This window comes from Cellulomonas sp. S1-8, from assembly GCF_026184235.1.
GTDB lineage: Bacteria > Actinomycetota > Actinomycetes > Actinomycetales > Cellulomonadaceae > Cellulomonas.
This window is the reverse complement of the sequence record NZ_CP110806.1, coordinates 1,957,644-1,980,558: the sequence shown is the minus strand read 5'-3', so window position 1 is coordinate 1,980,558 and position 22,915 is coordinate 1,957,644. Positions and strand designations below refer to the sequence as shown.

The window sequence follows — 22,915 nt, the reverse complement described above, 5'->3', positions numbered from 1 at the left end:
CAACGATCTCGGGGAACACGCCGCGGGTCGCACGTGGTTGCCTCAGGCATGCGCGCCGTCATCGCCACCCGCGCCGGTGGCCCCGAGGTCCTCCAGGTCACCGACGTGCCCGACCCGACCCCGGCACCCGACGAGGTGCTCGTGCGCGTCGCGGCCGCGGGCCTGAACTTCATCGACACCTACCGGCGCAGCGGTGTCTACCGTATGCCGTTCCCGCACGTCGTGGGGTCCGAGGGCGCGGGCGAGGTCGTCGCGGTCGGCGCCGACGTCACGACGCTCGCCCCCGGCGACCGCGTCGCGTGGGCGTCGGCGGCCGGCTCGTACGCCGAGCTCGTGGCCGTGCGCGAGGCCGACGCGCTGCCCGTGCCGCCGGGGGTCGACGACGCGACCGCCGCGGCGCTCCCGCTGCAGGGTCTGACGGCGCACTACCTGGTGACGTCGACGTTCCCGCTCGCCCCCGGGCACGACGTGCTGCTGCACGCCGGCGCCGGGGGCGTCGGGCTGCTGCTCACGCAGCTCGCCGCCGCGCGCGGCGCACGCGTGATCTCGACCGTCGGGTCCACGGACAAGGAGCGGCTCGCGCGCGCGGCGGGCGCCGCCCACGTCGTGCGCTACCGCGAGCTGTCCGACCTGACGGCCGAGCTGCCCGCGCTCGTGCGCGACCTCACCGGCGGTCGCGGCGTGCACGTCGCGTACGACGGCGTCGGCAAGGACACGTTCGACGCGTCGCTCGGCTCCCTCGCCGCGCGGGGCATGCTCGTGCTGTTCGGCGGCTCGTCCGGTCAGGTGCCGCCCCTGGACCTGCAGCGGCTGAACTCCGGCGGCTCGCTCTTCGTCACCCGCCCGACCCTGGGCCACCACACCGCGACGCGCGACGAGCTGCTGTGGCGCGCGACCGAGCTGTTCACCGCCGTCGCCGCCGGCGCCCTCGACGTGCGCGTCGGCGCGACCTACCCCCTGGCCGACGCGGCCGACGCCCACCGCGCGCTCGAGTCGCGCGCCACCACCGGAAAGGTCCTGCTGCTCCCGTGACCCTCGACACGCCCACGTTCGCCGCCCCGCCGCGCACCCTGACCGTCGAGGTCTGGTCCGACGTCGCCTGCCCCTGGTGCTTCATCGGCAAGCGGCGGTTCGCCGCCGCGCTCCGCGAGTTCGAGCACCGCGACCACGTGGACGTCGTGTGGCGCTCCTACCAGCTCTCCCCCGACACCCCCACGGGCCCTGGCCGCCCCGAGGTCGACGCGCTCGTCGAGATGAAGGGCCTGCCGCGCGACCGCGTCGAGCAGATGTTCGCCCACGTCACCGACGTGGCCGCCGGCGACGGCCTGCGGTACGACTTCGCGCGGACGCTCGCGTTCAACACGTTCGACGCCCACCGGCTGCTGCACCTGGCGCGCGAGGCCGGCGGCGCGGCGCTCGTCGAGGCGACGATGGAGACGCTGTTCTCCTCCCACTTCGAGCAGGGTGTCGACCTCGGCGCCGACGGTGCGCTCGTGCGCGTCGCGGCGCAGGCGGGGTTCGCCGCGCACGGGTGGGACGACGCGCGCGTCGTCGCGGCCCTGGACGGTGACGACGGCGCGACCGCGGTGCGCGAGGACCTCGCGACGGCGCGGGCGATCGGGGTGACCGGTGTGCCGTTCTTCGTCGTCGACCGGAAGTACGCGGTGTCCGGCGCGCAGCCTGCCGAGGTGTTCACGCAGCTGCTCGACGCCGGGTGGCGCGAGGCGAACCCGCTGGTCCCCGCGCCGACGGGTGAGGTGTGCACCGACGGGACCTGCTAGACCCGTCGGCCCCCGCGGTCGGCCCGCGCGCCGCGGGCAGGACACCCGTGCGGGACCGGGCGCGTCATCGCACGCCGAGCATGAGGGCGGTGAGCTCGCGCAGCGAGTCGACGCGCACGTCCGCGAGCTCCGCCTCCGGCCGGCGGGCGTGCACGTAGCCCCACGGTCCGCGACGCACGAACGCGGTGCGCAGGCCCGCGGCGCGCGCCGGCAGGACGTCGTTGTCGAGCCGGTCCCCGACGTACAGCACATCGGCGGCCGGCAGGCCGAGGTCCGTCACCACGCGCGCGAAGAACTCGCGGGACGGCTTGGCGACGCCCCAGCGGGCCGACGTCGCCACGAGGTCGGCCTCCACGCCGGCGGCACGCAGCTGGTGCTCGGCCCGCGCCGGCTGGTTCCCCGCCACCGCGACGAGGTAGCCCGCCGCCCGCAGCGCGCCCAGCGTGGGCAGGGCGTCGGGGTACAGGTCCTCGGCGCGGATCTCGGAGGGTGTCGTGGGCGGCTCGACGCCGACGACCTGCCACACGCGGTGGTGCGGCTCGTCGCGCTCGGTCAGCGCGCCGATCACGGCCATGAGCGCGAGTGGCGTGACGCCGACCTCGTGAGCGGCCTCGACCCACAGACGCGTCTCGTCCACGAGCGTCTCGCCGACGTCGAAGACGACGGCGCGCACGTCCGCCCACCGCGGCCGGGGAGTCGGGCTGTCCACGGCGCCCACCCTCCCACGGCGACCTGCCGCGGCGTGCGGGGTTCCCGGTCTTGACGTCCTGAATCCCGCACCGACGGAACCGCCCTCGTCGAGGCGACCGAGGAGACGCTGTCTCCGCCCCATGTCGAGCAGGGCGTCGCCGCGGGTGTCAGCGTGCGGCGGTGAGGAGGTCGACGAGCTCGGTCAGCGAGTCGACGCGCACGTCCGCGAGCGCGACATCCGGGCGGAGCGCGTGCACGTGGCCCCACGGCCCGCGACGAAGGAAGGCCGTGCGCATGCCCGCGGCCCGCGCCGGCAGGACGTCGTTGTCGAGCCGGTCCCCGACGTACAGCACCTGGTCCGGCGGCAGGCGGACCTCCGTGAGCACACGCGCGAAGAACGCGGGCGACGGCTTGGCGACGCCCCACCGCGCCGACGACGCGACGACGTCCAGATCGACGCCCGCGGCGCGCAGCTGATCCTCGGCACCCGCCGGCTGGTTGCCGGCGATCGCGACGACGTACCCGGCAGCGCGCAGGGCCCGGAGCGTCGGCAGCGCGTCAGGGTAGAGGTCGACGGCATCGATCGTCGGCGGCCTCGCGGGCGGCTCGACCCCCAGCACCTCCCAGACGCGGGTGTGCGGCTCCCCGCGCTCGGCGAGCGCACCCAGCACCCCCATGAGCGCGAGCGGCGTGACCCCGACGCCCTGGGCGACCCGGGTCCACGCCCGCGTCTCGTCGACGAGCGTCTCCCCCACGTCGAGCACGACGGCGCGGATGTCGACGAGTGCATCGGTGGTCTCCACGCCCGCTACTCTGCCGCGCCGTGCAGCGTTCGGGTCACCTGACGTCGCGAACGCTTCTCGCGACGTCACCGGGCCGCCGCGAGGGTGCGGACCTGGTCGAAGAACGCGACCTCGTGCGCGCAGGACGTGACGAACGCGGCGAGCATGCGCGCGCGGGTCACGGCGCCGACGTCACGCGCCGCCGCGTCGGCGAGGTCGCACGCCCGGGCCGCCGCCGCGGCGAAGTCCGGGTCGCCGTACGTGCCGACCCAGTCGCCGTACGGGTGCGCGGCGAGGTCGCCGGCGCGCGCGAGGACCCGTGCGCCGATGTCGGCGTAGAGCGTGTAGCAGGGCAGGACGGCGGCGACGACCTCGGCGTACGAGCCGGTCGCGGCGACGGCCAGCAGGTGGTCGGTGTAGCCGGTGGTCGCCGGGCTCGCCTCCACCGTTCGGCTGGTGCCGGCGCGCGCCAGCCGGTCGTCGTGCAGGCGCCTTTCGACCTCGAGGCAGCGGGCCGCGCCCTGCGTGAAGAACGCCTGCGCGGCAGCGTCGGGGGCGAGCTGGCCGGCCCGGGCCAGCACACGCGAGTACCGCTCCAGGTACAGCGCGTCCTGGTGCAGGTACTGCTCGAACTCCGCGACGGGCAGCGTCCCGTCCGCCAGGGCGCGCACGAACGGCAGGTCGTCGCACGCGGCCCGCAGGTCGGCGACGCGGTCCCACGCCTCGGCGCTGAACGGTCGCATCCCGAGCGTCGGCGCGTGGTGCAGGTGATCGACGGGCCCGCGTCCCGACCCGACGGCGAGCGCCTCCCCGGCGGCGATGGCACCCGTGAGCCACTCCTTCGCCTCCCGCACCGCCGACACCCAGTCGGCCCGGCGGGGGCGCAGCGCGGCGACGGCCGCGGACAACGAGCAACCGGTGCCGTGCGTGCTCGTCGTGCTCACCCGTGCGGCGTCGACCTCGACGACCGTCGCGGCGTCCACGACCGCGTCCGGGCTCGCGTCGCCGCCCAGGTGCCCACCCTTGAGCAGCACCGTCACCTGCGACGCCACCGCGAGGCGGCGGGCCTGGCCGACCGCGTCCGCCCAGGTGGTCGCGGTGGGCTCGCCGAGCAGCACGCCGAGCTCGGGCAGGTTGGGCGTCACGAGGTCGGCGTGCGCGACCAGCCGGCGCACGGCGTCCTCCGCGTCGGCGTCCAGCAGCCGGTCGCCGCTGGTCGCCACCATGACGGGGTCGAGCACGACGACAGGGGGTCGCGCGCGGGTCAGCCACGCCGAGACCTCGTCGGCCACGGCCCGCGTGCCGAGCATCCCGATCTTCACCGCGTCCACGGCGACGTCGTCGCTCACGGCGTCGAGCTGCGCGCGCAGGAAGGCGACGTCCGGCACGTGCACCGCCCGGACGCCGTGGGTGTTCTGCGCGACCAGCGCGGTGACCACGGCCATGCCGTACGCGCCGTGCGCGGCGAACGACTTGAGGTCGGCGTGGATGCCGGCGCCGCCCGTGGGGTCCGTGCCCGCGATCGACAGCACCCGGACCCGGCTGCCTGCCGGGTGCGTCCGCGGAGCACCGCGGTCGGTCGGTGCGGCGCTCACCGGGCCGCGCCCGCGACGTCGGCGTGGTCCCACGCGGCGACGAGGCCCGCTGCTGCCGCAGCCGGATCGGGTGCGGCGCAGATCGCGCTCACGACCGCCATCGCGTGCACCCCGGCGGCGCGCAGCGCGGCGACGTCGGCGACCCCCAGGCCGCCGATCGCGACCACGGGTCGCCCGTCGGCCGCCGCGACGGCGGCACGCAGGCCGTCGAACCCGATCGCAGGGCCCGCCTCGGGCTTGGTCGGGGTCAGCCGCACGGGCCCGCTGCCGAGGTAGTCGGCGCCGGCGGCGGCGCGCACGTGCGCGGGGTCGGCGGCCGACGAGCCGACCACCGCGTCCGGGCCGAGCAGGGCACGGGCGTCCTCGACCTCGAGGTCGCGGCGCCCGACGTGCACCCCGTCGACCCGCGCGCCGCGTGCCCGGGCCGCGAGCGCGACGTCCACACGGTCGTCCACGACGAGCACCGCGGGCCCGGCGATCTGCAGGGCGTCGGCCACCGTCACCGTGAGGGCGACGAGCTCACGGGCCGTCGCGCGCTTGGCCCGGACCTGCACCGTGCCGACGCCGGCACGGACCGCGGCACCGGCCACCTGCGCGGGGTGGTGGCCCGCCGTGGCACACACGTCGGCGTCGAGCACCAGGTAGACGCCGCCGGGGAGCGCGGTCATGCCGGCACCCCGACCCGCTGCGCGGACGCCACGCGGGCCGCCAGGTCGTCGGGGGTGAGCCGGTACAGCTCGTCGAGGAGCCCGACCTGGAACGACGCCGGACCGCGCGCACCGACCGCGGCACGCTCGGCGGCCCGGCCCAGGGCGGTCGACGCGGCCACGGCGGCCGTCAGCGGCGGGGCGACCGCCGCGAACGCCGCGACCAGCCCGCCGAGCGCGCACCCGGCGCCCGTGATCGCGGTGAGCAGCGGGTCGCCCACCGCCAGCCGCACCCGCGTCGCACCGTCGGTGACGAGGTCCACCGGTCCGGACACCGCCACCGCGCCGCCCGTCAGGCGGGCGAGCGCGTCCGCGGCGTCGACAGCCGCCTCGACGCCGTCGCGGGCGTCGACCCCGCGCCCGGCCGACACGAAGCCCGCGAGCGCGCGGACCTCGCTCGCGTTGCCCCGCACCACTGCGGGCCGCTCGGTCAGCAGGTGGGCCGCCAGACGCGTGCGGACCGACAGCACGCCCACGGCGACGGGGTCGAGCACCCACGGCACGCCCGCGCCGGCCGCGGCGGCCACGGTCGAGCCGACGCACGCGCGCTGGTCGGGGCCCGGGGTGCCGAGGTTGACGAGCACGGCGCCGGCGACGCCCGCCAGCTCCTCGGCCTCGCCCGGGACGCTCGCCATCGCGGGCGAGGCGCCCACGGCGAGCAGGGCGTTGGCGACGAGGTTGGTGGTCACCTCGTTGGTCAGGCACTGCACCAGCGGTGTGCGGGCCCGCAGGTCGTCGAGGGCCGCGCCGCACGCGGCGGCGAGGTCGTGCGGGGTGGGCAGGGCAGACGTCATGACGGACATCCCTTCGCTCGTACGAACGAGATCAGGTTCGACGGGTGTGATCTCAGCCCTGCTCGGTACAGGGCACCCCGTGTCTCGACTCCGACCCTAGTCCGTGGCGACGGGACCCTCGCGACCCGGTCTCGACCGTCGGACGCGCGCGTCCGCGCCGTCCGGGCGCGCCCGCGCCGTCCGGGCGCGCCCGGGGGGCGAGCCCGCGCGGGTTGTCCCTGACGTCGTCCACGTGGATCTCGACGTAGGTGAAGGCCGGCCCGGGGTGCGGCGGGTGCCACCGCCCGGCGCCGGAGGCGAGGACGCGGCGACCGTCCGTGTCACGGTGCGCGCGCAGCGGGGTGGACCACCGCTGGCGGGTGAAGGACCTGCCGTCCGGGGACGCGCGGAACCGGTCCTCCGAGGTGAAGTCGACGAGGTCGTGCGCGGCGTCGAACGTCAGCACGGCGCACACGCACCGGTCCCCGTCGGTGTACTCGGCGCGCACGTGGGTGTCGTCGAGGGCCGTCCACCGGACGGGTGCGTCGGCGATGGCACCCGGGGCGAGGACCACGAGGTCGTTGAGCACCGTGACCGTCTCCCCCTGGTCCATCTCGGGGCCTGCCGCGTCGAGGACGGGGACCAGTGAGAGGACCTTCGCGCGCATCGTCGCCGTCGCGTCGGCGTACTGGTGCAGGACGGTGACCGGCAGACCCGACCGGGTGGCGTCCAGGAGGAAGGCGCGCTGGGGTCGCGGACCGTAGGTGTTCACCTGCCTGCCGGTGAAGGACATCCATGGCTGATCGGGTGCGCCGCGGATGCGGCCGTGGAACGTCACGTCGACGCTCACCACCCGCGGCCGGCCGATCGCCCCGGATCGGCGCACGTAGGCGGCCAGCGGCCCCGGCAGGCCGACGAGGTCCTTCTCGGTGAGGGGCGACGGTGCCGGGTCGACCTCGAGCAGCGCCCGGGTGGCCTGACGCCGCCACCGGGCGTGGAGGCTGGTCGGACCGGCGGAGGCGAACGCGTATCCGGCGAGCACGGCGAGCACGGCGAGCACGGCGCCGCCGACGACCGCGGTCCGCATGGAGCCGGACGATCCTGCGGGCATGGGTGCTCCTGGACGAGCTGCGGGTGGCGCGTGTCGCGTGACGTCGAAGGGGTGCGGTGCTCTCGCGACCCTACGACCGCGACCCGCCCTCGCCCTGGGACCAACGGCGTCCCGATCCCGCGGGCGACGACAGCTAGGCTCCCGGGTGCGGGTCGCCGACGGCGGGACCTTCGCGGGCGGTCCGGCACCGATGCCGCGCGCCCACGCGCCCGAACCTGCGAGGCGAGATGACCACCCCTCCCGACACGACCCGACCTGCACCGCTGACCGACCCGGTCGGCACCCTGGTGCCGTCCGCCGTGCCGACCCACTGGTACAACCTCGCGGCCGACCTGCCCGAGCCGTGCCCGCCGGCGCTGCACCCGGGCACGCGGGAGCCGCTGACGCCGGACGACCTGGCCCCGCTGTTCCCGATGGCCCTCATCGCGCAGGAGGTCTCGACCGAGCGGTGGGTCGAGATCCCGCAGACGGTCCGGGAGATCTACGCGCTGTGGCGGCCGTCGCCGCTGCTGCGGGCCCGACGTCTCGAGCGGGCGCTGGGCACGCCCGCGAAGATCTACTACAAGTACGAGGGCGGCTCCCCCGCGGGCTCGCACAAGCCGAACACGGCGGTCGCGCAGGCGTACTACAACGCGATCGAGGGCACCACGCGCCTGACGACGGAGACCGGGGCCGGGCAGTGGGGCGCGTCGCTGTCGATGGCGTGCTCGCTGCTGGGCCTGGGGTGCGAGGTGTGGCAGGTGCGCGCGTCGTACGACGCCAAGCCGTACCGGCGCATGCAGATGGAGACGTACGGGGCGACGTGCCACCCGTCGCCGTCGGACCTCACGGACGCCGGCCGCGCCATGCTCGCGGCGGACCCGACGACCACGGGGTCCCTCGGCATGGCCATCAGCGAGGCGGTCGAGGCCGCGGCGAAGGACCCGCACGCGCACTACGCGCTCGGCTCGGTGCTCAACCACGTCCTGCTGCACCAGAGCGTCATCGGGCAGGAGGCGCTCGTCCAGCTCGACGAGATCGGCGAGACCGCGGACGTGGTGTTCGGGTGCGCGGGTGGCGGGTCCAACCTGGCCGGCCTGAGCTTCCCGTTCCTGGGTCGCAACCTGCGTGACGGGACGACGACGCGCGTCGTCGCGTGCGAGCCGGCCGCGTGCCCGTCGCTGACCCAGGGCGAGTACCGGTACGACTTCGGCGACGTGGCCGGGCTGACGCCGCTGCTCAAGATGCACACCCTCGGCAAGGACTTCGTCCCGCCGCCGATCCACGCGGGCGGGCTGCGGTACCACGGCATGGCGCCGATGGTGTCGCACGCCTACGCGCTGGGGCTCATGGACGCCATCGCGGTGGACCAGGACGCGGCGTTCGCGGCGGGCATCGCGTTCGCGCGCGCCGAGGGCATCATCCCGGCGCCGGAGTCGACGCACGCGGTGGCCGGGGCGATCGCTCACGCGCGTGCGGCCACGACCGACGAGACGATCGTCATCGGGCTGTCGGGCAACGGGGTGCTGGACCTGCCCGCGTACCACGACTACGTCTGACGGAGGCACGGACACGGCCGACCGGAAAGATGACACGGACGACGACGGGACCTTCGTCACCGACTGGCTGCGCCTTGCCGACAAGCACCGCGGTGAGGAACTGCCGCTGCCCGACCGCACCGCGCCCAGAACGCCGTAGGGCCCGGCCGGATCGCTCCGGCCGGGCCCCTCGTCGTGGTGCGTCAGCCGCGGACGGTGACCGTCCGGCTCGTGCTGCCCGCGACATCCGCTGGGGCGTCGGGCACGAACACCGCCGTCAGTCGGTGCGTCCCGGAGCCGAGGTCACGCGGCACCGTGCCGATCGCGACCCCCAGGACGACGTTCGCCCGCGCGACCACCCGGCTGCCCTCGCGCAGCTCGACCCGCCCCTGGGGCAGGCGTGACGTGTCGAGCCCGACCGTCGCGACCCACACCGACGGGATGAGGCGCGGGAACGGCGACTGCACGACGCTCAGCGTCGTCCCGCTGGTCGCCTTGGCGACCGTCACCGTGACCGGCGCCGACTCCGACCCCGCGACCCCGTCGGTCCCGGCGTAGCGCGCGACGACCTGGTAGGTGCCGGCCGGGGTGTCGGCGGGCAGCGTGAGGACCGCCCGGCCGCCGCGCAGCGTCGCCGTGCCGAGCACGTCCTGGCCGGCGACGAACTGCACCGAGCCCGTGACGGGCGCCTGCGACGTGACCGTCGCGGACAGGCGGACCCGCGTGCCGCGCGTCCCGAACACCTGCGTGGTCGGTGAGGCCGTCAGCGTCGTGGTGGACGCGGTCGCGGACTCCTCGACCGTGAACGGCACGCTCGCGGTGGTCCCGCTCGGCGCCGCGACGACCGTCAGGGTGTGCGCACCGGGCGCCAGGCCCGCCGGCACGGTGACCGTGACCTGCGCCGAGGCGTCCGGACCGTTGCCCTGGACCAGCGGGAACGTGCCGAGCACGTCGTCTCCGAGGCGCACCTCGACCTGTGTGTTGAGCGGCGCGCCCAGGCTCGTGAGGTTGATCCCCCCGACCGTGAACGTCAGCTCCCCGCCCGCTGCGACGGGATCAGTGAGCGCGGGGACGGCGACCGCCCGCTCGGCGAAGTCCGGGGCGATCCCCGGGTTCGTCTCCAGGTAGGCGATCCACGCGTCACGGTCGATGAGACCCGAGTCGGCCGTCTGCGTGCCCTCCGTGAAGACCCGGAAGTTGTCCCCGCCCTGCGCGAGGAACGAGAACGTGCCGATGCGGTACGGGGCGTCGGGGTCGATGGGCTCGCCGTCGACCGTGACCGACGTGATCCGGTCGCCCAGCGCGCGCGACACGTCGTACGTGTACGCCACGTTGTCCGAGAGGCCGAGCTGCAGGTACGGGCGGCTCGGGATCGTGCCGTCCGCGTTGGTCTGCCACTGCTGCTCGAGCATCGTGACCACCTGGGCGCCGGTGAGCGTGGTCGTCCAGAGGTTGTTGACGAACGGCAGGACGCCGTTCGCCTCGGCGTAGGTGATGGTGCCGTCGGGCGCGTAGATCAGCTCGGCACGCATGCCGCCGGGGTTGACGACGCCGATCTGCGCACCGCCGCGCTCCGGCGCCGACAGGGTGTCGACCAGGGCGTCGGCCACGAGCGACCCGAGGGTCGACTCGCGGCTGCGGTCGTCGCGGCCCGTCGTCGTGCCGGGCGCCGAGCCGACGTACACGCCGTCGACGTACGAGCCGCCGCTGAACGCGGTGGTGACGTCCGCCGTCACGGACCCGACCGGCTGCGAGCCGACCTCGTTCGCGTACGCGAGCGCGGCGGCCACGATCGCGCTGACCTCGGCCACCCGCGGGTACGCCGCGACCAGCTCCGCGTCCGGCGTGGTCGTGCGGGCGACGTTCTCGGCCGTGGCCGCGGTGACCTCGTCGGTCGCCGGGTCGTAGGTCAGGACGACCTTGCCGATGAGCTCGCCGTACGAGCCGGTCTGCACGACGGGACGCGTCGCGTCGCCGTCGCCCACGGGCCCGAACCACGCGTACTGCTTGTGCGTGTGGCCCGTGAAGATCGCGTCCACGACCGCGTCGGTCTCCGTGACGATCGCGGCGAAGGCGCCGCCGCCGGCGATCTCCTCCTCCAGGGTCGCCCCGTCGGGCGTCCCGGCGCCCGCACCCTCGTGGTACTCGGCCACGAGCACGTCGGCCTCGCCGTTGGCCTCGTCACCGTCGGTGAGCTCCGCGGCGACGCGGTTCACGGCCTCGACCGGGTCCCCGAAGTCGAGGGCCGCGATGCCGCCGGGCGTGACCAACGACGGGGTCTCCTCCGTGACCGCACCGATGACGCCGACCGTCACACCGTCCATGTCGATCAGCGCGTACTCGTCGAGCGCCGGGGTCGTCGTCCCCGCGAGGTACACGTTGGCGCCGAGGTGCGGGAACTGCGCGTTCTCCCCGCCGGCGACCACGCGGTCGACCAGGTCGTCGTACCCCTGGTCGAACTCGTGGTTGCCGACGGCCGTGGCCGCGAGGTCCAGTGCGTTGAGCACGTCGATCGTCGGCTGGTCCTGCTGGACGGCAGACGCGAACACGGACGCGCCGATGTTGTCGCCGGCCGACAGGAACGCGACCGGACCGTCGGCCGCTGCGCGCTGCTGCTCGACCGTACCCGCGAACTTCACGGTGTTGGCGTCGATGCGCCCGTGGAAGTCGTTGATGTTGAGGAACGTGAGGTCGACCGGACCCTCGTTCGCGTCGCCCGCGCTCAGCCCCACGACCACCGGGTCGTGGTCCGACGACCGGTACGCGTCGGGCGCCCAGAACGTCGTGCCGTGGTAGGCGTACCGGCTGTACTCCAGCGCGATCGACTCCGGGGCGTTGATCTCCCACACGTCCGCGCCGGTGGCGCGGGCCGCAGCGGCCTCGTTGAGCAGCACGTGGTCCAGCGAGCCGGACAGGCCACCGAACGAGTAGCTGTACTGCCCGGGTGCGAGCGCCGCGACCGCGTCGACGTAGCCGACGTCGTACAGCACCTGCAGCGGGTCCTCGAGCGTGTAGGAGTTGAAGTCGCCGACGAGCGCGACCGCCTCCGCGTCACCCTGGACGCTCGGCACCCAGTCGCGCAGCGCTGTCGCCTGCCGCACGCGCGACTCGTTGGACGCGCCCTGACCGTCGCCCGCGTCGGCGTCGCCGGGCCACGGGCCGGGCGATCCCTTGGACTTGAAGTGGTTGACGACGACGAGGAACGGCTCCCCGCCACCGGTCGGCGTGAAGACCTGGCCGATGGGCTCGCGCGCGTTGCCGAAGGCCTGGTCGTCCTCGCTCTGGTCGCCCAGCGCACGCGACGCCCCGGTGGGGGTCACGGCCGCGGTCCGGTAGATGATCGCGTTGGTGATGACGTCCTGCTCCGTCGCGGGCGGCAGCTCGTCGGACGACGGCACGAACGCCCACTCCTCGGAACCGGCGGCGGCGTTGAGCGCGTCGACCAGGGTCGCGAGCGCCTCGTCCGCGACGCCGTCGACGCGTGCCGAGTTCTCGATCTCCATGAGGCCGACGACGTCCGCGTCGAGCGCGGCGATGGCGGCGACGATCTTGGTCTGCTGCCGCTCCAGGTCCGCCGCGTCCCAGGCCCCGCGCTGGTCGCAGCCCTCGCGGACCGTGACGGGCTCGCCCGTGGGGTCCGCGTACGCGACGCACGACGGCGTCGCGTCGCCGAGCGTCGTGAAGTAGTTGAGGACGTTGAACGAGGCGACGGACAGGTCGCCGCCGACCGCCTCGGGCGCCGCGGTGCGGTCGTCCTCGAACGTCACCGGTGCCGGACCGCCCGCGACGACCGGGGTCGTCGGGTTGAGCTTCCAGGCGTTGTTGCGGTAGTCGACCACCAGGGGCTCGGTGACCTGCACGGCGGCCCCCACGCGCACCGGGTTCTCGAGCGAGACGTACGGCGGGGTCAGCCCGCCGTTGCCCGCGCCGAGGAAGTTGGTCGACGCGCCGTCGTCCAGGACGACCCCACGGGCCGCGTTGTCCGCGACGGCGGCCGCCGCCTCGGCCGAGCCCGGCCGTCCGACCTCGGTCGGCTGCAGCAGCGGCGTCGTGCCCGATGCCAGGCCCACCTCGCCGTACTGGTTGGTGCTGAACGTGTTCGAGACCGTCAGGTCACCGGTCGGCAGGAACAGCATCGACTCGAGCACCTCGCGGGCCGCCGCGTCGGCGGGCCACGCCGCGCTCACCGGCGTCGGCGCGTCCGCGGCGGGCAGCACCTCGACGGCGTCGGCCGCGGAGACCGTGATCTCCGTCAGGCCGTTGAACTCCGAGACCTCACCGGTCACGCGCAGGTGCTGACCCACCTCGACCTGCCCGGCAGTCGCGGGCGAGTAGACGAAGACCGCGTCGGACGACGTCCGCGACGCGACGTCGCCGCCACCCGAGCCGGCGGTCTGCAGGACGTAGCCGCTGAGGCCGCCCGTCGGGTACGCCGCCGTGACGACGCCGGACGTCGTCACGACGACCCCGACCAGCGGGGACGCCGCACCCGTGCCCTGGACCTCGGCGATCGTCGCCGCCTGCGGGTCACCCGGCTCCTGCGGGTCGGTCCCCGCCGGGGCCGGCGAGGGCGCGCCCGCGGTGAAGTCGGCCGCGTTGTCGGCCGTGTGCGTGTGCGCGGCGTCCCGCGCGACGGACGTCGCGTTGGTCGTGGCCGGCGCCGGGCCCGTGCCCGCGTACGACGACGCGTTCGGTCCCCACCCGACGAGGTCGACGACGACGTCGACGTCCGCGCAGCCGGTGCCGCAGGTCAGCGCGGTGACGCCCGCGACGAGCGCGACCTTCCCGTTCGTCCCGCTCATCGGCACACCCGTGCCCTCGAGGTCGACCGGGACGTCCGGGGCCGCGGTGTTGCTGCCGAACGCCTGCCCGACGACGAACGTGGACCCCGCCGGCACGCTGCCCGACAGCGGCGTGACCTGCCACGAGGTACCCGCGACCGAGGCGTACTGCAGCGAGTACCCCGCGAGGTCCACGGGCGCGTCACCGGGGTTGTGCAGCTCGACGAAGTCCCGGTCGAACGGGGCCCCGGAGTTGCCGCCACCGCCGTACACCTCGTTGAGGAGCAGCGGTGCGTCGGTGGACACGGCCCCCTGGGCCGCGCCCGCGGTGGCGATGCCACCGGTGAGCAGCAGCGCGAGCGCGGTGAGCGCTCCGGTGGCCGTTCGTCGTCGTGCGTGCACGGGGGTCCCCTCCGTCGGGCGCGGCGGGAGTGGTACGTCAGGCTCCGGCGCGCAGCAAGTGGGCCGTCACCTGGACGACCGTCCTCACCTTGCGCGGTTCACCCGATTCGCCGCAACTACCCGACAGTAACTATCTGGTGAACTCGTCCGCCCGGCGCGCCGGTTCGTCCCGGTTCGTCCGGGTCCGGGCGGTGCCGCAGGGGGCGCAGCACGACGCGGGCCGCGGGGACGACTCCCCGGGCCCGCGTCACCGTGCGTCAGGCGCGCAGCGTGGCGCCCACCCGGGCGTGCGCCTCGGCGACGACCGCGTCACGCACGGCGGCCGTGTCGGCGGCCGTGAGCGTCCGGTCGGGGGCGCGCAGCCGCAGCGCGAACGCCAGCGACTTGCGCCCAGGGCCGACCTGGTCGCCGGTGTAGACGTCGAACAGGTGGACGTCCTCCAGGACGTCCCCGGCCGGACCCGCGCACGCGCCGGCGCGGACGGCCGCGAGCACGTCAGCGGCCGGCACGTCCTCGGCGACGACGAGCGCGACGTCCTCCTTCGCGACCGGGAACGTCGAGACCGCGACCGCGGCCACCGGGTCGAGCGGCGCGGCGGCCAGCAGGGCCGTGAGGTCGAGCTCGAACGCGACCGTGCGCGCCGGCAGGTCGAGCGCCGCGACGACCTGCGGGTGCAGCTCGCCCGCGTGCCCGAGCAGCGCACCCGAGGGCGCCGTCAGCCGCGCGCACCGACCCGGGTGGAACGGGGCCCGCTCCCGGTCGGCGGCCACCGACGCCTCGACGCCGACGACCTGCAGGACGCGCCGCACGTGCGCGAGCGCGTCCTCCAGGCCGGCCCGTCGGCCCGCCCGTCCCCGCCCGGCGGGCTCGACGAGCCCGGCGAGCACACCCGCGACGTGCAGCGGCTGCGCCGGGACGGCCTTCTCCAGCGCCGCCAGCTGCTCGTCGCTCGGCCGCACCCCGCCGGGCAACCGCGGCGCCGGGGCCGCACCCGCGTCCGGCAGCGTGACCAGTCCCAGCTCGTACAGCCCGACGTCGGTCGTCCCGCGCGCGACGTTGCGTCGCGCGGTGTCGAGCAGCGTCACGAGCAGGTCGGTCCGCATCAGCGGCTGGCCGTCGGTGAGCGGGTTGACCAGGCGCACCGCGCGACGACGCTCGTCGTCCGCGGGCAGCCCGAGCACGTCGACCTGGTCGGCGCCGACGAAGGGGTAGCTCAGCACCTCGACGAGCCCGCCGGCGGCGAGCGTGTCCGCGACGGCCCGGCGCACCCGCTGGCCGCGGGTCAGCCCCCGGCCTGCGGGCGCACGCGGCACGATCGACGGGATCGCGTCGTACCCCCGCAGGCGCGCGACCTCCTCGACCAGGTCGACGCCTGCCACGAGGTCCGGCCGCCAGGTCGGCGCGTGTACCCGCCAGCCGGCGTCGGTGTCGTCGACCTCGCAGCCGATCTCGACGAGCGTCGCGCGCACCTCCTCGTCCGTGTACGGCACGCCCACGAGCCGGCCGGCCTGCGCCGGGTCGAACGCGACGGGCGCGGACGCCGACGTGCGGTCGACGTCCGTGAGGGCGTCGTCGACCGTGCCGCCGCCGTGCTCGACCAGCAGCGCTGCCGCCCGGGCGATCGCGACGCGCGGCAGCCGCGGGTCGACGCCCCGCTCGAACCGCTTGGAGGCCTCGGACGTCAGGCGGTGCCGCCGCGACGAGCGCGCGATCGTCACCGGGTCGAAGTGCGCGGCCTCCAGCAGCAGGTCCGTCGTGGCCTCGGCGACCTCGGAGTCCGCGCCGCCCATGACGCCCGCGACGCCCAGGACGCGCGCGGCGCGGCCGCCCGTGGAGTCGGTGATGAGCAGGTCCTGCGGGTCCAGCGCGCGCTCGACGTCGTCGAGCGTCGTGGCGCGCTCCCCCGTCCGCGCACGCCGCACGACGACGGGCGCCGTGAGCGTGCCCAGGTCGTAGGCGTGCAGGGGCTGACCGAGGTCGAGCATGACGTAGTTCGTCACGTCGACCGCCAGCGAGATGGGCCGCATGCCGGCCTGCGTGAGCCGGCGCTGCAGCCACGCGGGCGACGGGCCGGACGCACGCACGCCGCGCACGACCTGCGCGACGAACCGGTCGCAGCCCGGCACGCCGTGGATGCCCGCGTCGCCGTCGATCTCGACGGCGAACCCGCCGGGGCGGTCGCGGTCCACCTCGGGCACGAGCCCGGGGTCGGTGAACCGCGCCCCGGTCGCGTGCCCGTACTCGCGGGCGACGCCGCGCATCGAGAAGCAGTACCCGCGGTCGGGCGTGACGTTGATCTCGAGGACCTCGTCGGCCAGGCCGAGCAGGCGCAGCGCGTCCGTGCCGGGCGCGGTGACGTCCTCGCCGTAGCCCAGGCGCGACAGCACGATGATGCCCGCGTGGTCGTCGCCGAGGCCCAGCTCGCGCGCCGAGCAGATCATGCCGTCGGACACGTGCCCGTAGGTCTTGCGCGCAGCGATCGGGAACGGCCCGGGCAGCACGGCTCCGGGCAGCGCGACGACGACGCGGTCGCCCACACCGAAGTTGTGCGCGCCGCACACGATGCCGCGCGGCACGGTCGGGTCGCCGGCGTCGTCGACGTCGTTGTGCGCGCCCACGTCGACGCGGCACCAGTTGATGGTCTTGCCGTTCTTCTGCGGCTCGGGCGTCAGCTCGACGACCTGCCCGACGACGAGCGGGCCGGTCACGCCCGAGGTGTGGATCGCCTCCTCCTCGAGGCCGACGCGCACCAGGTCGGCGGCCAGCTGCTCGGCCGTGAGGCCGGCGGGGAGCTCGACGTGCTCGGCGAGCCAGGTCAGCGGGACACGAGGCATGTCAGATCACCGTCCGGAACTGCTCGGAGAAGCGCACGTCGCCCTCGACCATGTCGCGCATGTCGGCGATGCCGTGCCGGAGCATGAGCGTCCGCTCGATGCCCATGCCGAACGCGTACCCGGAGTACACGTCGGGGTCGACCCCGCACGCCCGCAGGACGTGCGGGTTGACCATGCCGCACCCACCCCACTCGATCCAGCCGGGCCCGCCCTTCTTCTGCGGGAACCACAGGTCCATCTCCGCCGAGGGCTCGGTGAAGGGGAAGAACGACGGGCGCAGCCGCGTGCGGGCCTCGGGACCGAACATCGCACGAGCGAAGTGGTCGAGCGTGCCCTTGAGGTGCGCCATCGTCAGGCCCTGGTCGATCGCGAGGCCCTCGACCTGGTGGAACACCGGGGTGTGCGTCGCGTCCAGCGCGTCGGTGCGGAACACCTTGCCGGGGCACGCGATGTACACCGGAACGCCCCGCTCGAGCAGCGTGCGGGCCTGCACGGGCGACGTGTGCGTGCGCAGCACGAGGCCCGACGCGTCGTCCGGCACGTCGGCGTCCTGCGGTGCGACGAAGAACGTGTCCTGCATCTGCCGCGCCGGGTGGTCGACGCCGAAGTTCAGCGCGTCGAAGTTGAACCACTCGGCCTCGAGCTCGGGGCCCTCGGCGATCTCCCAGCCCATCGCGACGAACACGTCCGCGATGCGCTCCGAGAGGGTCGACAGGGGGTGACGGGCACCGAGCGGCAGCCCGTCGGCGGGCAGCGTGACGTCGACGGACTCCTCGACGAGCACGCGCGCGTCACGCTCGGCCTCGAGCTGCGCCGTGCGCGCCGCGACCGCCGCGTTCACCCGCCCGCGGGCCTGGCCGAGGAGCTTGCCGGCCACCGCCTTGTCGGGACCGGGCAGTGCGCCGATCGCGCGGTTCGCCAGCGCGAGCGCGCTGGCGTCACCGGTGTGCGCGAGGCGCGCGGACTTCAGTGCGTCGAGGTCGCCGGCGGCGGCGACCGCCGCGAGCGCGGCGTCGACGGCCGCGGCGACGCCGTCGGCGTCGAGCGGGGACAGCGGTGTGGCGCTGGTCATCAGGACCTTCCAGGGCGGTTCGGCGTCGGCCGGGCCGCACCCCACGGACAGCTCACGTGGTGCACGTCGGCCGGCTGGGCAGTCTAGTGGCGCCCGTCCCGGGGCCGTCGGGGCGTCCGCGAGGACGGCGACGTGGGGGCACGCTGCTCAGCGTGCGCGTGCGCGGTCCGCGCGGCCCGGGACGGGCCGGCGAAATCGGTGACCACCCGCCGGGAGCGGGAGCAGGACGCGCATGCGGTCATGCTGCCACACGCGCGACTCAGCGACCGAGGGGATACGACGCGACCGTCGAGTACAGCGGTCCGCCGCCCCGCCCCTCCCCCGGTCTCGACGCGACGAGCGTGAGGGAGTCCACCTGCCACCGCGGACCCTCGTACACGGCGAGCGCCTGCTCGAAGACCTCCGCGGCGTCGAGGTCACGGCGATCGGCGCCGGCGGTCCGCCCCGGCCCGTTGCCGCCACCGCGACCGCCGGACGCCGTCGCCCGGGACCCGCGGCGCGGCGGCCGGGCGCCCGGCCGTGCGCGCCCCACCGTGAGGTGCGGCCGGTGCCGCACCCGCGGGTCCGGCGGGGCGTCGTGCTCCTCGCCCACCGCCCGCGCGGCCGCCGCGAGGTCGACCATGGTCGTGACGTCGCCGCCCGCGCCCACCCACAGCGTGCGGTGGGCGAACACGCCGGCGCCACGGAGCTGCAGGTCGAACGGGTCGAAACCCGCCGCCGCACGTCCCAGGTCGGCGCCCAGCGCGTCGGTCACGGCGTCGGGCACGGTGCCGTAGAAGGCCGCGGTCAGGTGCCAGGTCTCGCGCGCTGCCCAGCGCACGCCGTCGTCCTGGGACGGTGAACCGCGCCGCACGACGGCGAGCGCGAGGTCGAGGTGGTCGAGGACGTCGTCGGGCGGCCACACCGCCGCGAACAGTCGCATGGCGCCCAGCCTGCCAGTCGTGGCGCCTCAGCGCTGCGCGCGACCCGACGCGTACAGGCACACGGCGGCGGCCGTCGCCAGGTTGAGCGACTCGGCACGTCCGCGCAGGGGGACCCGGACCGCGGCGTCGGCGAGCGCCAGGTCCTCGTCCCGCAGGCCCCACGCCTCGTTGCCGAACACCCAGGCGGTGGGCGCCGCGAGGTCGGGCACGCCGGCAGGTGCGCCACCCGCGGCGTCGAGCAGGTCGTCGAGGTCGTGCGCGCCGCCCCCGTCCGCGGCGAGGACCTGCAGGCCCGCGCGGCGCAGGGCCGCGACCACCTCGGGGAGCTCGGGGCCGCTGACGACGGGCAGGTGGAACAGCGAGCCCGCGGTCGACCGCACGGCCTTGGGGTTGTGCACGTCGACGCTGCTGGCCGTCAGGACGACGGCGTCGGCGCCCGCGGCGTCCGCAGCCCGCAGCACGGTGCCCGCGTTGCCGGGGTCACGCACGTGCGCAAGGACGGCGACGAGCCGCGGCCCCGCCGTCAGGACGTCCGCGAGCACGGCGTGGACCTGGTCCGCGACGGCGACGAGTCCTTGCGCGTCCGGGCTCATCGCGTCGAGCACCTCGGTGGTCCCGGTGCGCACGCGGGCGCCCACCGCCCGGGCCGCGTCGACGATCTCGGGGTACCGCTGCGCCGCCTCGGCGGTCGTGTACACGTCGTGGACCCGCGGGCCCCCGTGGGCCACGGCCTCGCGCACGGCCTGCGGGCCCTCGACGAGGAACGTCCCCGCCCGACGCCGCGCGGTGCGGGCGGCAAGCGCACGCACCGCCTTCACGCGGTCGGCGCGGGGATTGGTGAGGAGCTCGTCAGGCACACCCCCATCATCCCTGCCCCCCACGCACCCCGAGCCACCCACCGGAGCACCACTCACCGAACGGGTCGTCGGGACGGGGAGCCAGGTTCCGGTCGGCGCACCCAGGCCCCGCCGACCGCACCACCACTCACCGAATGGGGCCTCGAACGGGGAGCCGGGTTCCGGTGGGCGTCGGTTCCGATGGACGTCGGGTCGTGCCGCCGGCGGCGGGGACGACGACGCCCCCGTCGTCACGTGGACGACGGGGGCGATCGGAGGCGTGCACCGCCGCCGTGGGGGCGGCGGTGGGACGCGTCGTGTCAGGCGGCGCGAGGCGCGTTGACGTCCTCGGGGAGGGCCGTCTTGGCGAGCTTCACCAGCGTGGCGAACGCGGCGGCGTCGTTCACGGCCATGTCAGCCAGGACGCGACGGTCCACCTCGACACCCGCGGCCTTGAGGCCCTGGATGAGTCGGTTGTAGGTCAGGCCGTTCTCGCGCGCGGCCGCGTTGATCCGCTGGATCCACAGCCGACGGAAGTCGCCCTTGCGCGCCTTGCGGTCGCGGTAGGCGTAGACCATGGAGTGGGTGACCTGCTCCTTGGCCTTGCGGTACAGCCGCGAGCGCTGCCCGCGGTAGCCGCTCGCCCGCTCCAGGGTCGTCCGGCGCTTCTTCTGGGCGTTGACCGCCCGCTTCACGCGTGCCACGTGATGCTCCTTGCCTCGTGTCCGGGGCTCGTGCCTCCGCCGACGGCGCTGTGCGCGCCGGGCGGGTCAGCGACCGAGCAGCTTCTTGATCTTGGGGGTGTCTGCGGGCGAGACGACGACGTCACCGGCGATACGGCGGGTCCGGCGGCTCGACTTGTGCTCGAGGAGGTGACGTCCGCCCGCCTGCTCGCGCATGACCTTGCCGGTACCGGTGACCCGGAACCGCTTCTTGGCACCGGAGTGCGTCTTGTTCTTCGGCATGGCTGCCGTGTCTCCTTGTCGTTCGCATCGCACGGACGTGCGACTCGTGGGTTCGTCCGGACGCCGGTGGGCGCGCCCGTGAGGCTGTCAGTCGGACTTCTCGCCGTCCGCCGGTCCGCTCGGGGCCGGCCGCGGGGCGGCGGGCTTGGGGGCGGCGCCGGTCCGCGGGCCCGGGCGGGCTGCGGGGTTCGGCGGGGACGAGGGTCGGGGCGGGGCGGCGGGTGCCGCCGCGGGACGCGGTGCCGGCGGACGCGGCGCTCCGGCAGCGGGCGCCGGACGGGAGGCCGGTGCCGACGACGGTGCCGACGACGGAGCCGCGGGCCGGGATGCGGGAGCCGGGCGCGACGACGGGGCCGACGTCCGAGGTGCGGACGGGCCCGACGGCGGACGCGGGGACGACGGACGCCGCGGTGCGGTGGGCGCGCCCGAGCGGACGGGTGCCTGTGCTGCCGGTGCCTGTGCTGCCGGTGCCTGCGGTGCGGACGCCGGCGCTGCGGGCGCCTGTGCCGCCGGTGCCTGCGCGGCGGGCGCCTCGGCGTCCGCCGTCGGCTCCTCGATCACGGTGGGCATCTGGCTCGCGACCGGCGGCCACGGGATGTGCGGCGCCTGCTCGGCAGACTCCTTGCCCGTCGGCTCGCCGTCGTTGGCCTCGGCGGCGGCGCGGCGCTGCTCGTTGCGCTGCTCCGCCTTCTTCTTGGTCGGCCCGAGCACCATGATCATGTTGCGGCCGTCCTGCTTCGGCATGCTCTCGATGAAGCCGAGCTCGGCCACGTCGGCAGCCAGGCGCTGCAGCAGGCGCACGCCCATCTCCGGGCGCGACTGCTCGCGACCGCGGAACATGATCATGACCTTGACCTTGTCGCCGGCCTTGAGGAACCGCTCGACATGGCCCTTCTTGGTGCCGTAGTCGTGCGGGTCGATCTTCAGCCGGAAACGGATCTCCTTGAGGATCGTGTTGGCCTGGTTGCGCCGGGCCTCACGCGCCTTCATGTCGGCCTCGTACTTGAACTTGCCGAAGTCCATGATCTTGCACACGGGCGGACGTGCGGTCGGGGCCACCTCGACCAGGTCGAGGTCCGCGTCCTGGGCCAGACGCAGAGCGTCCTCCAGGCGCACGATGCCGACCTGCTCACCGTTGGGTCCGACGAGTCGGACCTCGGCGACGCGGATCCGATCGTTGATGCGGGGCTCGCTGATGTGTGCTCCTCGGGTTCGTCGTGATCGACCCCAGGAACGAGGATGGCCCCCGCCCTGAGCACAGGGGGAGGCCTCGTCCACGTCCACGTCGACGGGCGCAGGGCGACCCTCGACCGGTCGACGGGAGAACCCGGCGACCTGCGGACTGTGACCTGGTTCCCTGTCGTCGGACGAGCCGATCGGTCGGGGCCAGGTGGGAGGAGCTCCACTTGTGCATCCACACCGCCGCGTGTCCCCGACTCCGGCACGGTCACCCGCAGCTCTCGAAGCTCACTCGAGAACCACCAGAGGCCGTGCGACAGGACGAGGGCGCGCGACAGCGCGGATCAGTCGAACCTGAGGGTACCAGACCCCGCTCCGCGAGCCCACCTCTGCGTGAACGGCGCATGTCGGTTGCGCGCACCTCGCGCGTCGATACTTGAATGATTCCAGAAAACATGGTGGGGTCGGCCCTGTGACCGACACCGACCTGCTGCGACGGCACGGGCTTCGCGTCACGGCTCCCCGGCTGGCCGTCCTCGGCGCGCTCGACGAGCGGGCCCACCTCGACGCCGACGAGGTCTTCCGGCAGGCACGGACCACGCTGCCGACGGTGTCCGTGCAGGCCGTCTACGACGTGCTGCACGCCCTGTCGGACGCCGGGCTGGTGCGCCGGATCGAACCGGCCGGCCACCCGGCGCGCTACGAGCGACGCACCGGCGACAACCATCACCACGTCGTCTGCCGGGGCTGCGGCGCCGTCGACGACGTGGACTGCGCCGTCGGGCACGCGCCGTGCCTCACACCGAGCTCGACCTCCGGCTTCGCGGTCGAGACGGCCGAGGTCACGTTCTGGGGCCTGTGCCCCACCTGCCGGACCGCCGGCTGACGCCCCCCGCGTCGCCGGCACCCGCACCACGACCCCCCGGGCCCGTCCGCCCGGACGACGAGAGGAACCCCCTTGCCCCAC

18 protein-coding genes and 1 riboswitch are annotated in these 22,915 nt (G+C 75.1%); of the genes, 4 read left to right on the top strand and 14 right to left on the bottom strand.

From position 1 onward, the window contains the following. Positions 1-48: 48 nt before the first annotated feature. Complete coding sequence (locus tag OKX07_RS08825) at positions 49-1,032, top strand: quinone oxidoreductase family protein (RefSeq protein ID WP_265631454.1); 984 nt, start codon at positions 49-51, stop codon at positions 1,030-1,032. After that, positions 1,029-1,781: a DsbA family oxidoreductase gene (locus OKX07_RS08820; RefSeq protein ID WP_265631452.1), complete on the top strand. Its 753-nt coding sequence runs from the start codon at positions 1,029-1,031 to the stop codon at positions 1,779-1,781. Before OKX07_RS08825 ends, OKX07_RS08820 begins: the two co-directional genes overlap by 4 nt. 64 nt (positions 1,782-1,845) lie before the next feature. Here OKX07_RS08820 and OKX07_RS08815 read toward each other — a convergent pair whose 3' ends face one another. From OKX07_RS08815 to OKX07_RS08790, 6 genes are all read right to left on the bottom strand, one after another. Then, positions 1,846-2,490, bottom strand: coding sequence for an HAD family hydrolase (locus OKX07_RS08815; protein WP_265631451.1), 645 nt, complete (start codon positions 2,488-2,490; stop codon positions 1,846-1,848). Between the two features lie 148 nt (positions 2,491-2,638). Further along, positions 2,639-3,274, bottom strand: a complete 636-nt coding sequence (locus tag OKX07_RS08810; protein ID WP_265631450.1) for an HAD family hydrolase — start codon at positions 3,272-3,274, stop codon at positions 2,639-2,641. A 65-nt stretch (positions 3,275-3,339) separates the two neighbouring features. Continuing rightward, the gene (thiD, locus tag OKX07_RS08805) at positions 3,340-4,785 is read right to left on the bottom strand and encodes a bifunctional hydroxymethylpyrimidine kinase/phosphomethylpyrimidine kinase (RefSeq protein WP_265631449.1); all 1,446 of its coding nucleotides are present in this window, start codon (positions 4,783-4,785) and stop codon (positions 3,340-3,342) included. A 59-nt stretch (positions 4,786-4,844) separates the two neighbouring features. Then, positions 4,845-5,516 (bottom strand): thiamine phosphate synthase, encoded by a 672-nt coding sequence (gene thiE, locus OKX07_RS08800; protein ID WP_265631447.1) that lies wholly within the window; start codon positions 5,514-5,516, stop codon positions 4,845-4,847. Beyond that, complete coding sequence (gene thiM, locus OKX07_RS08795) at positions 5,513-6,349, bottom strand: hydroxyethylthiazole kinase (protein WP_265631446.1); 837 nt, start codon at positions 6,347-6,349, stop codon at positions 5,513-5,515. Before thiM ends, thiE begins: the two co-directional genes overlap by 4 nt. After that, positions 6,341-6,439: riboswitch (TPP riboswitch) on the bottom strand. Its footprint overlaps the gene before it by 9 nt. Next, the gene (locus OKX07_RS08790; RefSeq protein ID WP_265631444.1) at positions 6,402-7,439 is read right to left on the bottom strand and encodes a DUF6544 family protein; all 1,038 of its coding nucleotides are present in this window, start codon (positions 7,437-7,439) and stop codon (positions 6,402-6,404) included. Its footprint overlaps the riboswitch before it by 38 nt. Before the next feature lie 227 nt (positions 7,440-7,666). On the opposite strand from OKX07_RS08790, the gene OKX07_RS08785 reads away from it, so the two are divergent. Further along, on the top strand, positions 7,667-8,977 hold the full coding sequence (locus OKX07_RS08785) for a TrpB-like pyridoxal phosphate-dependent enzyme (protein ID WP_265631442.1): 1,311 nt from the start codon (positions 7,667-7,669) through the stop codon (positions 8,975-8,977). Positions 8,978-9,159: 182 nt separating this feature from the next. Here OKX07_RS08785 and OKX07_RS08780 read toward each other — a convergent pair whose 3' ends face one another. The 8 genes from OKX07_RS08780 to infC form a co-directional block, all read right to left on the bottom strand. Beyond that, entirely contained in the window at positions 9,160-14,139 is a 4,980-nt protein-coding gene (locus tag OKX07_RS08780; RefSeq protein ID WP_265631441.1) for an ExeM/NucH family extracellular endonuclease, read from the bottom strand. A gap of 257 nt (positions 14,140-14,396) precedes the next feature. Then, a complete protein-coding gene (gene pheT, locus OKX07_RS08775) occupies positions 14,397-16,973 on the bottom strand; it encodes a phenylalanine--tRNA ligase subunit beta (RefSeq protein WP_265631439.1) in 2,577 nt (858 codons plus the stop codon). A gap of 1 nt (position 16,974) precedes the next feature. After that, positions 16,975-18,045, bottom strand: coding sequence for a phenylalanine--tRNA ligase subunit alpha (pheS, locus tag OKX07_RS08770; RefSeq protein WP_265631438.1), 1,071 nt, complete (start codon positions 18,043-18,045; stop codon positions 16,975-16,977). A gap of 259 nt (positions 18,046-18,304) precedes the next feature. Then, entirely contained in the window at positions 18,305-18,967 is a 663-nt protein-coding gene (gene thpR, locus OKX07_RS08765; protein ID WP_265631437.1) for an RNA 2',3'-cyclic phosphodiesterase, read from the bottom strand. A 27-nt stretch (positions 18,968-18,994) separates the two neighbouring features. Beyond that, on the bottom strand, positions 18,995-19,825 hold the full coding sequence (locus OKX07_RS08760; protein ID WP_265631436.1) for a TrmH family RNA methyltransferase: 831 nt from the start codon (positions 19,823-19,825) through the stop codon (positions 18,995-18,997). 299 nt (positions 19,826-20,124) lie between these two features. Beyond that, entirely contained in the window at positions 20,125-20,508 is a 384-nt protein-coding gene (gene rplT / locus OKX07_RS08755; RefSeq protein ID WP_265631435.1) for a 50S ribosomal protein L20, read from the bottom strand. A 66-nt stretch (positions 20,509-20,574) separates the two neighbouring features. Beyond that, positions 20,575-20,769: a 50S ribosomal protein L35 gene (rpmI, locus tag OKX07_RS08750; RefSeq protein ID WP_046528208.1), complete on the bottom strand. Its 195-nt coding sequence runs from the start codon at positions 20,767-20,769 to the stop codon at positions 20,575-20,577. Between the two features lie 87 nt (positions 20,770-20,856). Then, entirely contained in the window at positions 20,857-22,047 is a 1,191-nt protein-coding gene (infC, locus tag OKX07_RS08745; RefSeq protein ID WP_416220851.1) for a translation initiation factor IF-3, read from the bottom strand. Between the two features lie 373 nt (positions 22,048-22,420). Between infC and OKX07_RS08740 the strand changes: the two genes are divergently transcribed. Next, positions 22,421-22,834: a Fur family transcriptional regulator gene (locus OKX07_RS08740; protein WP_265631434.1), complete on the top strand. Its 414-nt coding sequence runs from the start codon at positions 22,421-22,423 to the stop codon at positions 22,832-22,834. Positions 22,835-22,915 lie beyond the last annotated feature (81 nt).